At 55.3% G+C, this 12,988-nt stretch carries 12 protein-coding genes; 2 read left to right on the forward strand and 10 right to left on the reverse strand.

Translation table 11 applies throughout. The annotated features are described in order from the left end of the window. The first annotated feature begins 70 nt into the window (after positions 1 to 70). Both DES37_RS03560 and DES37_RS03565 read left to right on the forward strand, forming a co-directional pair. On the forward strand, positions 71 to 2,086 hold the full coding sequence (locus DES37_RS03560; RefSeq protein WP_245929970.1) for a methyl-accepting chemotaxis protein: 2,016 nt from the start codon (positions 71 to 73) through the stop codon (positions 2,084 to 2,086). 350 nt (positions 2,087 to 2,436) lie between these two features. After that, the gene (locus DES37_RS03565; RefSeq protein ID WP_110024869.1) at positions 2,437 to 3,309 is read left to right on the forward strand and encodes an NAD(P)-dependent oxidoreductase; all 873 of its coding nucleotides are present in this window, start codon (positions 2,437 to 2,439) and stop codon (positions 3,307 to 3,309) included. Between the two features lie 138 nt (positions 3,310 to 3,447). Here the strand turns inward: DES37_RS03565 and yjjJ are convergent, their stop codons facing one another. The 10 genes from yjjJ to DES37_RS03615 all read right to left on the reverse strand — a co-directional run bounded on the left by yjjJ (position 3,448) and on the right by DES37_RS03615 (position 12,983). Beyond that, positions 3,448 to 4,752, reverse strand: a complete 1,305-nt coding sequence (yjjJ, locus tag DES37_RS03570) for a type II toxin-antitoxin system HipA family toxin YjjJ (protein WP_110024870.1) — start codon at positions 4,750 to 4,752, stop codon at positions 3,448 to 3,450. A gap of 108 nt (positions 4,753 to 4,860) precedes the next feature. Next, positions 4,861 to 5,724 (reverse strand): GHMP family kinase ATP-binding protein, encoded by an 864-nt coding sequence (locus DES37_RS03575; RefSeq protein ID WP_146211489.1) that lies wholly within the window; start codon positions 5,722 to 5,724, stop codon positions 4,861 to 4,863. Positions 5,725 to 5,767: 43 nt separating this feature from the next. Beyond that, entirely contained in the window at positions 5,768 to 6,520 is a 753-nt protein-coding gene (gene cobA / locus DES37_RS03580; RefSeq protein ID WP_110024872.1) for a uroporphyrinogen-III C-methyltransferase, read from the reverse strand. Beyond that, positions 6,517 to 7,737, reverse strand: a complete 1,221-nt coding sequence (locus tag DES37_RS03585; protein WP_110024873.1) for an acetate/propionate family kinase — start codon at positions 7,735 to 7,737, stop codon at positions 6,517 to 6,519. Before DES37_RS03585 ends, cobA begins: the two co-directional genes overlap by 4 nt. A gap of 3 nt (positions 7,738 to 7,740) precedes the next feature. Beyond that, positions 7,741 to 8,175 carry a EutP/PduV family microcompartment system protein gene (locus DES37_RS03590; RefSeq protein WP_036115166.1) on the reverse strand — a complete coding sequence of 145 codons (435 nt, stop codon included), beginning with the start codon at positions 8,173 to 8,175 and terminating at the stop codon, positions 7,741 to 7,743. A 2-nt stretch (positions 8,176 to 8,177) separates the two neighbouring features. Next, on the reverse strand, positions 8,178 to 8,534 hold the full coding sequence (gene eutS / locus DES37_RS03595) for an ethanolamine utilization microcompartment protein EutS (protein ID WP_110024874.1): 357 nt from the start codon (positions 8,532 to 8,534) through the stop codon (positions 8,178 to 8,180). Further along, positions 8,534 to 9,091, reverse strand: coding sequence for a BMC domain-containing protein (locus DES37_RS03600; RefSeq protein ID WP_036115172.1), 558 nt, complete (start codon positions 9,089 to 9,091; stop codon positions 8,534 to 8,536). The genes eutS and DES37_RS03600 overlap by 1 nt, the downstream gene beginning before the upstream one ends. Before the next feature lie 3 nt (positions 9,092 to 9,094). After that, entirely contained in the window at positions 9,095 to 10,468 is a 1,374-nt protein-coding gene (locus DES37_RS03605; RefSeq protein ID WP_110024875.1) for a 4Fe-4S dicluster domain-containing protein, read from the reverse strand. Next, entirely contained in the window at positions 10,465 to 11,577 is a 1,113-nt protein-coding gene (locus DES37_RS03610) for a 1-propanol dehydrogenase PduQ (RefSeq protein ID WP_110024876.1), read from the reverse strand. Before DES37_RS03610 ends, DES37_RS03605 begins: the two co-directional genes overlap by 4 nt. A gap of 14 nt (positions 11,578 to 11,591) precedes the next feature. After that, positions 11,592 to 12,983, reverse strand: a complete 1,392-nt coding sequence (locus DES37_RS03615) for an aldehyde dehydrogenase family protein (RefSeq protein ID WP_110024877.1) — start codon at positions 12,981 to 12,983, stop codon at positions 11,592 to 11,594. Between the last annotated feature and the right edge of the window lie 5 nt (positions 12,984 to 12,988).

Consider the following 12,988-nt stretch of genomic DNA (forward strand, 5'->3'; position numbering starts at 1 on the left):
AAAGGACGATAAATATTACACCTGCCTGCGGGTATGTGTTTTCTCCATCAGTGACCAGGAGTACTGTGCAATGAAAAAAAATAAAATGAGTACGCGTGCGCTCATGATCCTGAGTGGGTCATTGGTTATCATACTTGGATTTGCAGTGACTATTGGTGTGCTTAGCTGGCAATCAAGCCGTGAGCAAAAGAAATTAGCGGTCAGTTATTTAACCGAGATTGCCAGTAACCAGGCGGGGAAAATACAGCAAAAACTCAGTTACGACCGGGATGTGGCACATAACCTGGGAGTATCTCTGGTTGGGTTGTCTGTCGCCGGTGTTAAAGACCGTGATACTGCAAGTAAAATAATGGAATATGCCCTTAGAGATAACCCGGACTATTTATCGATTTCAGTTATTTTTGAACGCAATGCATTTGATGGAAAAGATGCGGAATTTGCCGGTAAACCGGGGCAGCCGCCAGAAGGCCGGTTTGCCTGGTTTGTGGAACTGGCAGGGCAGGGAAAATATCACATGAGTCCGCTACTCTCCTACCTTACACCGGGGCAAGGGGATTATTACCTGGTTCCTCAGGCGAGCCGCAAAGATACGTTGATTGAGCCTTATAACTATGCATATAACGGCGTACCAACAATGCTCACTTCTGTGGCGTCCCCCATACAATTAGATGGCAAACTGTGGGGCGTCGTAACCTCTGATATCTCACTGGCCTCGCTCCAGGCCGAAGTCAATAAAATCAAGCCCTGGCATGGTGCGGGTTATGCGGTGCTGGTTTCCAGCAAAAATAAGGTGGTAGCCAGCCCTGACAAGGCACTGGCAGGTAAAGACTGGCCTGAAAAGAACGACACCTTTTCATCAGAGCTGACTGAACGCTACGACCCCTTTTTGAAAGAGGACGCATTGGTTGTCTGGGCTCCAGTGCAAATTGGTAACAGTACTGAACACTGGTCTCTGGGCGTTGTTGTTCCGGTCAGTAATGTCATGGCGGCGGCGCGCAATCAGCTGATCCAGGCTCTTATCTTAATGGTTATCAGTATTGTTGTGGTCAGTGGGGTTCTGGGGATGATTTTCAGCAGAAAAGTGCTCAAACCTTTGGGTGGGGAGCCAGCAGAAGCAGCCGCTATTGCTTTGTCAGTAGCCGACGGGAATTTAAGCAACCGCATTTCTGTGAACAATAAGGACACAGGCAGCCTGTTCTTTGCACTTAATACCATGCAAGCCAGGTTGAAAGGTGTTGTCGCCAATATCAAAGAGGCCAGTAATGCCGTTCATTATGGTGCCCACGAGATTTCTAGTGGCAATATTAATCTGGCGTCACGTACCGAAGAACAGGCCTCGGCATTAGAACAAACAGCAGCCAGCATGGAGCAGATCACGTCCACAGTGAAACATAACGCGAATAATACTCATCAGGCGACATTGCTCACCAATAATGCCAACGATATCGCCTCTAAGGGTGAAGCGCTGGTTGGTGAAATTATTCACACTATGAACCAGATTGACGAAAGCTCCCGCAAAATTAGTGAAATTACTAATATCATTAACAGTATTGCATTCCAGACCAATATCCTTGCCCTGAATGCGGCTGTGGAAGCGGCCAGAGCCGGTGAACAAGGCCGGGGGTTTGCGGTTGTGGCTTCAGAGGTGCGCAGCCTTGCCCAGCGCAGCGCCAGTGCAGTAAAAGATATTGCTTCGCTGATTCAGGAATCCACTGAGCGCGTGGGAAATGGGGTAACGCTGGCAGGTAAGGCTGGGGAAACCATGCAGAGCATTACCTCCGCCGTGAAATCGGTACAAAATATTATCGATGAAATTGCGAACGCATCTGATGAGCAGGCCAAAGGAATAAGTCAGGTCACTATCGCTGTTAATGAAATGGATGGCGTTACGCAGCAAAACTATCAACTGGTCCAGCAGATCTCTACTCTGGCTCAGTCGCTGGAAAACCAGGCTGTGGTACTCAGGGATGCAGTTGGCCATTTTGATACTGAACAAGATAGTGAATCTGGTTCACTGGCATCCTTGCCATACTCCGGTTCGTCGGATAATGCTGTTGCCAGAATAACGTCAGGTAATAAACACTAACTCCTGTATTACCCCACAGGCCTGGTAACCAAAATACCGGGCCTTTTAACAACCTGTGTTATGCGTATCTTGCAACTGCACTCACACATAAATGTTTGGACCCTTTTCTGCATTAACCGGCTTTTCTCCCTCCGGTCTTCAGCAAATGCATAGTTTATCTGTTTATTTTTTTGTACAGCCCCACGGAATATTTTGATATATCAACAAATATTGCTGTATTTTATTTTTTATTGAAATTCATGTTTTTGCCCTTTGCCCATCCAATATTTCGTATGATACCCGGCAGTAGATAACCCAATCATTAATTTTCAGCTACTCCGGTTTTGGTGCACAAACGGGGAGGAGGAATTATGGCGCAATTGCCAGTTGTATCCGTTATTGGTCTTGGGGCCATGGGGCATGCTTTTGCCGCAAATCTGTTAAAAAATGGCTTCACCGTGCGTGGCTGGAACCGTTCGCCCAGCCGTGGGGAAGATTTGGTCAGTGCCGGGCTGGCACTGTGTAACACGGCGCAGCAGGCAGTAGATGGCGCGGATGTGGTGCTGAGTGTATTAACCGATGGCGACACAACACACAATGTGCTGGCACCGGTATTTGCAACCATGAAGCCGGGTGCCGTGCTGTGCCAGATGGGCACAATAGGTGTGGCGGCAACCGAAAAGCTGATTTACCAGTTAGCCCTGGCAAGGCCGGATGTGGTGTTTGTTGATGCACCGGTGTCCGGAACCAAAGCTCCGGCGGAAAATGCCCAAATTTTAGTGATGGCAAGTGGCGACCGCAGTAAAGCACAGGCGGCAGAGCAGGTATTTGCCGCCATTGGTAAACAGCAGCAATGGCTGGGGGAGGCCGGAGCCAGTTCACGCATGAAACTGGTGGTAAACAGTTGGCTGATAGGCATGATGCAAAGCCTGGCAGACACCATGAGCCTGGCAAAACAACTGGGGTTCTCCTCAGACGATTTGTGGCAGGTGCTGGAAGGCGGCCCGCTGGCGGCACCTTATGCCAAAGGGAAGTTGAACATGATTGCCAGTGGTGATTACACACCGCAAATGCAGCTCAGCCTGGCACTGAAAGATGCCCGGCTGGCGCTACAGGCGGCACCCGGTGTGGCAATGCCGGGGCTGGAAAACATTGCGTCTTTGTGGCAACAGGCTGTTGATGCCGGGTATGGCGAGCAGGACCTGGCGGCTGTATTTGCATTCCTGCAAAAAACACCTGCCTGATACACAAGCCTGAACCCGCGCCCACCGGGGCAGGGCTTTGTGCTGCTGTAAAGGTTACCTGTGGGCGTTCGCCACACTGGTTTCAGGTGGCGAATTTAGGGGGGCAGAACTCGCCGGTCGGCCTTACACAGCCAGCGTTTACCCCAGCCGGGCAATGCGCTCCCTGGCATCACCAATATGGTGGTGTAAGGCCTCAATGCAGGGGGCAAAGTTCGCGGAAAAGCCCTTGCAACAACGGGCTTCGGCCAGAAATTTTTCTGCCAGCGCCAGTGCTTCCCGCCAGGCCTCTGCAGTAACCACTTCTGAAAGGGCCACTGGCCGAAGTTCGTTTGCCAGTGCGCCTCCTGCTTTGGGGGCGAACCCCATGGGCAGGATGTCGTATGCCGGAGCCAGTTGATACGGGCGCCCATGGCTGCTGACAAACGACAGGTTGCCGTTATGCATGTCTGTGTTGCCAGTCAGCTTGCCGAATGCCCACAACCGGGCAGTGGCAGGGAGAGCATCCGGGTGCACATACCCCGCATTAACCAGGTTTTCAACCAGCACGGGCCAGGGGGAACTGGCTTTACCAACAAACTCCGCATCCAACGCCCGTAGTGAAATAACACCAACCCGGCCCAGTTGCCCCACCCGGTCGAAACGGGGGATCTCCAGAAAACGCTGCCCGGCAAAATCAAATACCTCTGTCTGCACACCCAGCACGCCCAGCGCCAGGTGTTCTGCCAGTAGCAGGTCACGCCAGCGCTCGCTCACCGGGTTGTCGTCTGGTGCCGAAAACTTCACTAACACATGCCCCCGCTCTGTAAAGGTACAGAACTTCGGTTGCTCACCCCCGGCAGATGACCCAGGCGTTTCACCTGCACCAGCTGCTTTTGCCAGTACCGGGAACATTGTTGCGCGTTCAACCGGCGTGGGTGCGGGCATTTCCAGAAAATGGTTTCTGGCCCGTTCCCCAATAAGCAGGTTGCCCGTGGCATCGTGCCCGTACATCAGTAACGCCCGCACAACATCTGCATCGGCCCATTGTTCCGGGTTGGTGTCCAGGCCGAGCCCGGGAGCCCATACCGTTGCCCATGCCCGCCCGAGGTACCCCTGCGGGCGCATATCGAACAACCACCAGGGTAAACCATCGCTATGAATGCTGGCGTTATTGGTTTGCACCATCACAAACCCGTCCGGGTACACAGGGATCAGTTCACCCAGTTTTTTTACCTGGCCTTCTTCGGTAATGCGGTAAATAGGGGCGGCACTGAATCCCCGGTGGTTATCGCGCAGGGTATTTTGAATAGATGGCCCGGCACCTGTCCGCACGATTTCGTCACCCAGTTTTTTCAGCGCACGGGACAGGGTTGGCTGGCTAACCTCCAGTTTTTCAGTAAGTTGCCTTGTTTTTACCGGCCCATAGCTGAGTAAACGGCGTAATTCTTCGGAACTGACTGGCATCGCGTTAACCACCAGGTGAATAGATAAATGAATAGATATTTGAATAGGTAAATATAGAAGTGGATGAAGCGTCTGGCAACCGAATTGTCAGCCACTACTTTCCCACCACTACTCCACGCCACCCGCAATCAGGCGCAGCAAATAGTGCCGCGGCCAGTGGTGAGCCAGTGCTGCATGGTTGGTGATCTGCCAGGTAACTTTTTCTACATCATGGTGGTGGCTGTCCAGTAATAAACCCACGACCGAGCCACTGTGGGCCACGTTGATGCCGAAAAGATTATTGCCTTCCACAATGTTGCGCAGTGCATCGAAGCCGGGTTTTGCCAGGAATTGCTGGCTGGCGACGGCGCTCAGTGTGGTGGCCTCGCCCAGCAGCCAGGGGTTATCGGTTTTACAGGCCTGCTGCAACAGGTGCCAGGCGCGGTTCAGTGCCGGGGCGCTTTCCTGCAAAATAGCGCGCAGGTCGCGCTGGTGGAAATCTGCCGTTCGCAGCTGGTTTGGGCTTTCCAGTAGCAAGATCTCGCAGCCCGGTAACCCGCCACAAGGCACAGTTGTTGTACCCGTGAGGTGGTCAAACAGTGTCAGGCCGGGGAACAGGGTGCTGTCGGTAGGCTCCAGGCTCACACACAGTGCTGCCAGTGCTTCTATGGGCAGGGGGATTGCCAGGTGGCGGGCGGTGGCAACTGCTGTTGCGGCAATATCTGCGGTGCTGCTTGCCATGCCTTTTGCCAGCGGAATAGTGGAGTCGAATGTTATGCGCAGCGTGCCTGCCCGCTGTGCAGGGAGCCCGGCATAACGCAACACAGCACCCAGCGCGGCACGCATTAACGGGCGTTCAGAAGGCAGAGGCGTGCCGTCCACCACACAGACAGTACTGAACCAGTCTACCGGGCAGGACACCAGTTTTTCGCCTCCCAGGATCCAGCCCTGCAGGAGTTCCCCGCAAGAGGCAGGGCAGCGTGCTTCGGCCAGTTTCGTCTCCTTGATGTGGTACGGCCTGCGGGGCCAGCAGAGGTCAGCCAGCAGGCACAGCATTCAGTGTAAACAGGTGGTGCAGTTGTACTACATCGCCAATCACAATCAGCCCCGGAGCACACAGCCCGGCGGCATGGCACAGTACGGGTAAGTCGCCCAGCGTACCATAAACAGCCCGTTGTTGTGGGGTTGTTGCCTGGCTGATAACCGCCGCCGGAGTGGTGGCGGGTTTACCGCCGGAAATCAGGGCATCGCAAATGGAGCCCAGTTGGGTCATCCCCATTAACACCACCAGTGTGCCGGGAACCCGTGCCAGCGCAGCCCAGTCCTGGGGTTGTTTACCATCCTGCAGGTGCCCGGTAACCACATGGAAACCGGAAGCATAGTCCCGGTGGGTAACCGGAATACCGGCACTGGCCAGCCCGCCAATGGCGGCAGTTACGCCGGGCACCACCTCAAAAGCAATACCGGCGGCATGCAGTGCCTGGCACTCTTCGCCACCGCGGCCAAACACAAATGGGTCGCCGCCTTTGAGCCGCACCACGTTGTACCCCAGGCGGGCAAAGTTGATAATTTTTTGGTTAATATCCTGCTGTGGCACCGGGTGGTGGTTTGCCTGTTTGCCCACATCAATACGCTGGCAGTGAGCCGGGGCTTCATTGAGTAATGAAGGGTTTACCAGCCGGTCGAAAACCAGCACTTCGGCTTCGCGCAGGCATGCCAGCCCTTTTACCGTAATTAACCCGGCATCCCCAGGCCCGGCACCCACTAACCAGACTTTGCCTGTGTTCATGATGCCGCCTCCACCTGGCTTGCCTGGTATTCAGGGTGAGTTATACGCATTACATCACGGGCAATCATCAGCTCTTCATTGGTGTTGACGATAGCCACTTTCACCAGCGAATGGTCACTTTGAATAAACGGCGCGCCATGGCGGTTTTTCTCTTCGTCTATCTCCAGCCCAATAAACTGCAACCCGGCACAAATCGCACTGCGCGCAGCAACCGCATGTTCGCCAATACCCCCGGTGAAAATCAGAGCATCCAGCCCGCCCATTTGCACCAGGTAGCTGCCAAGGGTGGCGCGCACCCGTTCGGCAAATAACTGCAATGCCAGCGCGGCACGGGGGTTCCCGGCCTGAGCAGCCTGTTCTACGTCCCGGTAATCATGGGAAACCCCGGAAACCCCCAACAGGCCAGATTCACTGTTCAGCATGGTGTTGAGTTCTTCCGGCGTTTTCCCGGCATTCACGGCAAGCCAGGGCAGAATCGACGGGTCAATATCACCGCTGCGGGTGCCCATCATTACACCCGCCTGGGGAGTAAAACCCATAGACGTGTTAATTGAGTGACCATGTTTGATGGCGCACAGGCTGCAGCCGTTGCCCAGGTGGCAGGAGATAACCCGCAGTGCAGAAAGAGGCACCCCCAGAGACTGAGCCAGAGTATGGCTCACATAGTTGTGACTGGTGCCATGGAACCCGTAGCGGCGAATGCCCATTTCACTGTAGTAATGCCACGGAATTGGGTAGATGTAGGCGCTTTCTTCCAGGCCATGATGGAAGGCGGTATCAAACACTGCCACCATTGGCACGCCGGGCAGGAGTTGGCGAAACAGGCGAATCACCATGGCATTGTGGGGGTTGTGTAGCGGAGCCAGTGGGCTGAGTTGCTCAATCTGGTCCATGATTTCATCGGTTATCAGCACGGAATCGCTGAAGCACTCACCACCATGGGCAACCCGGTGCCCCACACCCTGAATAGCCTGCAACCCCGGAAGAATTGCCAGCGCCAGCAGTTTGTCGAGCAGTAATGTCACCGCTTCACGGTGGTCTGCCACTGGTTGTGTTTCACTAATGTTCTGGTTGCTGCTGGTTAACTGGAAAATGGCATCAGCCATGCCAATGCGTTCCACAACACCCCGGGCAATTACCTGGCCTTCGGGCATTGCCAGTAACTGGAATTTTAAAGAAGAACTGCCGGCGTTAATCGCCATTATATTTACAGCCATGGGTTACGCCTCCGCTAAAAAAGGGATAAAACCATCCGGAATTTCATGGCAACGCGCCGACGTGACGAAGACCCGGCCCGCACCCGCTTCACGCAACCATTCGCTGGCGCGGGCAATATCACTGGCGTTGCCCAGGTCTGCTTTGCTGACAATGCCAATCACCGGGCGGTTCAGCACCTGTGCAAAGCGCGGGGCGTAGGGCGTCTGGCTGGCATCGGCATTCAGCATCAGCCCCACCACATCGGCTTCGCAGGCGGTGGTCATCAGGGCACTGTACAGGCAACGGTTTTCCAGGTATTCACCAGGGGTATCTATTGCTGAACTGCGCCACTCAATAGCCTGGGTTTTCTGGTCGTGCAGGGAAATACCTTCCAGCGCCTGTAACAGCGAGGTTTTGCCACAGCGGCTTGGGCCAATCAGCATCAGGCGGCGTCGCATAGTCAGCTCCGGGTAAGTTGGCAGGTGGTGAAATGAAGCGTTTCCCCCAGCGCCCGGGTAACCTGGCGCAGGGCGTATTCCACTGCGGAAACATCGCCAGTCAGAACCACGGCACCGGTAAACCGGTCAATAAAACCGATTTCGACCGCGCCAGATTTGGTCGCGACATCACAGGCAATAATGGCGGCTTCACTGGGTGTGATGGTGAGAATACCCATGGCGCTGGCGTGTTCATCCAGGCCCAGTTTTTTGTACAGGCTGTGGTTAGGGTTGGCTATCAGGTGCGCCAGGGTTATCTGTTTCCCGGGCACATATTCCTGAATCATCCGCTCCGGGGTATGTTCATGGGTGTCTGCCATTATGCCTCCTGCACCAGTTGGCGCCACAGGGCATCATGGGGGCGGGGAATCACGCAGCGGTTAACCAGCAGGCCTTTAGCGCCTGCGGCGTCGCTGGCAACCTGCACCGCATTGCGCACATCAGAAACCTCACCAGCCAGCACCATGTAGCATTTGCCACCAATACCAAACGCCATATGAATACGCATCAACGTAACATTGGCGGCTTTGACGGCGGCATCGGCCGCTTCCACGCAGGCCGCGACACTCCAGGTTTCTACCACCCCGACAGACTGGCGCTGATCTACCGGTGTCAGCCCACTTATTGCCGGTAAAATAGAAGGGTGCAGGCGGGGGATCACCATGCTGTCCACTAAAGTATCGCCAGCCTGTTGTGTGCCGCTGGCAATACTCTGTTGTACTGCGCCAACATCGCCACCCAGAATCACCAGGTATTTCCCCGGGCACAGGGTTTTGCTGGCAAGTAAGGTTACGCCCGCGCTTTTTAGCATTAAATCCGCCAGCTCAATGCCTTTTGCAATGCTGGTCAGTTCCAGAATACCAATGGATTGCGACATGTTTTAACCTCGTAAAAGCGTAATGGCCTGGGGAGTAACCTGTTGTACTGTGCCGCTGATGCTGGCATGCACCGGTGCACCAAGCGCACCTTCAGGTACCTGGGCAATGCACTGCCCGCGCTCAACCCGTTCCCCTTCCTGCACGCAGGCGCTGGCCGGGCTGCCAATATGCTGGCGTAACAGCAGTGTGACTTGTTGTGGTTGCGGCTCCTCACAGCGCAAAGGGGCTGGGTGGTACCACTCAGTCAGTTGCAGTTTTTGTATTAACCGTTGAATGGGCACCAGGCGGTAGTTCGCTAATGGGTCTTCGCCATGCAGTTCCCCCTGGTAACGCACTCCTGCTGCGCGGAGTTGTTGTTTGAGCAGCTTGTTAATGCGCATGGGGGAGATATCTACCGGGCAGGCGACACTTTCACATACATTGCATTCGGAACAGGTCAGGGCGCTTGCCAGTGCCTGGGGCGTGGCCACCTGCGGGTAATTCACCGCGCGCACCAGCAAGTGCGGCGAGAGTTCATGCCCAATAATATGGCGCGGGCAGAGTTCGGTGCACAAACGGCACTGCTCGCACACGGTCCGGGCAATGGCAAGAATGTCCCGGTCACTGCGCATGCGCCGCTGAATCAATGGGTGGTTTTTAGGTAACACCAGCAACCCACCGGTGGTTTTGGTCACCGGGCTGTCAAGGTCGGTCAGCAGGCTACCCATCATTGGGCCGCCGTTAATAAAACCCGGGTCGTTAACCGTTGCGCCACCTGCACAGGCCAGGACTTCACGCAGTGGCATACCCAGGGGAACCGTTAACGTTACTGGCTGGTGCACCGCGCCGTTCACGGTCAGTGTGCGGCGGGTTACCGGCCACTGTTGTTCTACCGCACGGGCAACATTGAGCAGGGTTTGCACATTGTTCACCACCACGCCCACTTTCATGGGCAGTTCCCCTGCGGGAACCCGGCGGCCAGTAGCCTGCCAGATAGTGATCACTTCATCTCCCGCCGGGTAGACATCGGGCAGAATATGCAAACGGATATGGGCAGGTAACAGAGGCTCCAGGGCTTCAATAGCCGCGTGATATTTGGCTTTCAGAGCAATAATGCCCTGGCGCGCACCGGTTGCCACCATCGCGTAACCCAGCCCACGTATCAGGCGGCCTGCCTGCCAGGGGATCAGTTGCTGGTCTACTTTCAACAGGGGCTCGCATTCTGCGGCGTTGACTAAAAAAGTATCCACCTGCGCCTGTAATTTAACGGCAGTGGGGAAACCTGCTCCGCCAGCACCCACCACTCCGGCCTGTTGCACTCTGGCGCGGATTTCTGCCGGGTCTGTGCACTGTAACCGGGTAGCGGTTTCAGTGCCTGCTAAGGCAAGTGCATTCATAGCAGTTCCTCCAGTAAAGCCTGAATCGCCTCGCCGCTGGCCGGGCGGGGAGTGGTGCGCAGCGTGACATCAGCCAGCGCCGCCTGCACCATTTCCGGAATTTTTGCTTCCCACTGCGCGGCCTGTTTGCCCAGAACATCGCGGATACCGGGAATGGCACACTGTTTTTGGAGCTGCCCAATCGCATGTTGCAACGCGTGAATGGCAGCAGTGTCAGACTGGCCTTCTGAGCATAACTGGCATTCCCGCGCCAGCCGGGCATAGCGCTTCGCAGCGCGCGGATCACCACAGTTGTAGCGGATCACCGGGATCATCAGCAGGGCATTCGCCAGCCCGTGTGCAATATGGAATTGCCCGCCCAACTGGTGTGCAATAGCATGGTTCAGACCCAGCCCGGCCTGGCTGAAAGCCATCCCTGCCAGTGTGGAGGCATTGTGCATTTTGCCACGGGTGATAACGCACTCACCTTTTTGGCAGGCCGTGGGCAGGTAGCGGAACACCAGGCGAACGGCTTTTTCTGCCAGCGCATCGGTGAAGTCGCTGGCGTGTGGTGAAACCCACGCTTCCAGGGCATGCGTCAGCACATCCATGCCGGTGTTGGCGGTGATAGCCGCAGGCACACTGACTACCAGGCGTGGGTCCAGAATGGCAATATCCGGGTAGATGGCATCATCAAACAGCGGGTATTTAACCCCGCGCGCCGGGTCGCTGATAACACAGGCGCTGGTCACTTCCGAGCCGGTTCCGCTGGTGGTGGGAATGGCAACGCAGGTTTCAATCCCGGTGCCTTTCTGGCGGCTAAACCAGACAATAGCTTTGGCGGCATCCATGGCTGAACCACCGCCAAAACCAATGACGATTTCCGGTTTCAGTTCAAGCATCTGCCCAATCCCGGCGGTTACCGTTTGAATGGTTGGGTCTGGCGTAATATCGCTGAACACGCTTAACTGGTTGTCATTGGGCAACGCATCACGGAGTAAATCCAGTAATGGCGAAGTAGCCAGAAAGCGGTCGCAAATCACCCAGATACGCTTGTTGTGAAAACGTGCCAGCGCTTGCAGGCTGCCTTCTCCCGTGATAATTCGCGTTTGCAGAAAAAAGCTGTTCATGAAGGCGGCCTCACTCACCGGATTGAAAAACCATTGGTTAACACACAGCGCCGTGAGCGGGCGAAAGTGCGGGCAGATGTCGTGCCTTCGCCGGTGGGGGTGGCGATGGTAAACGTGGTAAAGCCTTCGCCTCCCACACCAATACCGGCATAAGACGGGCCGTTTTTAACAAAAATAGAGGTTTGCAACAGGCGGGCTGCCAGGTTGAGCCGCGAGACATTTTCAGAGTGCATAATGGCAGTGTGGTGCAACCCGTGTTCCACTTTCAGTGCCAGTTGCAGCCCGGCATCAAAATCAGGTACGCGCACCACAGGCAGTAAAGGCATCAGTTGTTCGGTGGTTACCAGTGGGTCATCAGCGGCAACTTCCGCCAACAGCAGGCGCGGGGCTTTGCCGGGCACCGGAATCCCGGCTGCGGTTAACAGCGCTGCGGCGCTTTTACCCACCAGTTGTTTATTGGCGCCGCCATCTGGCACCAGGCACACATGTTTGAGCTTTTCTGCCTGTTCAGGGGTAACCAGCAGGGCATCAAAGGCCTGCATTTGCTGAACCAGCCGGTCTGCCACGCAGTCCACCACAATCACGCTTTTCTCAGCAATACAGGGCAGGTTGTAGTCAAATGCAGCACCGCTCACAATGTCCTGCGCAGCTTTAACGATATCTGCGGTTTCATCTACCAGGCAGGGTGGGTTGCCAGCACCGGCACCAATCACTTTTTTGCCGCTTTTCATCCCCATGCTGACAATGGCCGGGCCACCGGTAATCGCCAGCAAGGCAATGTTTTCATGGCGCATCATTTGTTGGGTGGCTTCAAAGGTGGGCTCTGCTACGGTTACCACCAGATTACGAATACCACTGCATTTAAATGCCACAGACTCAATCAGGCTTATTAGTTCAAGCGAAACTTCTTTGGCGCCAGGGTGAGGGCTGAAATAAATACTGTTGCCCGCAGCCAGCATGCTGATGCTGTTATTGATAATGGTTTCTGTCGGGTTGGTGCTGGGGGTAATTGCGCCAATCACGCCAAACGGTGAGTATTCAAACAGCACCATGCCGCCATCACCGGTGAGCGCAGTGGTGGTCAGGTCTTCCACTCCCGGGGTGTTTTCCAGCGCGGCTTTGTTTTTCAGGTATTTGTCTGCAGCATTCCCCATACCGGTCTCAGTGGCACCGGCGTCGGAAAAATGTTGCAGTTGTGGGCCCAGTTCACTGCGCAATGCACGAATAATGGCACTGCGGGTTTTCAGGGGCGATTGCTGGTAGCGCAAAAATGCCTGGTGTGCGGCCTGAACGGCGCTGCCCACATCAGGGAAAACACCATTGCAGGCGGGCGAGGGTGCTTCATTGCCCGATAACTTCTGGGTGACAATCGCCCGAATCAGGGTTTCCAGTTCTGTATTGTTCATTCGTT

This window comes from Mangrovibacter plantisponsor (genome assembly GCF_003182475.1).
GTDB lineage: Bacteria > Pseudomonadota > Gammaproteobacteria > Enterobacterales > Enterobacteriaceae > Mangrovibacter > Mangrovibacter plantisponsor.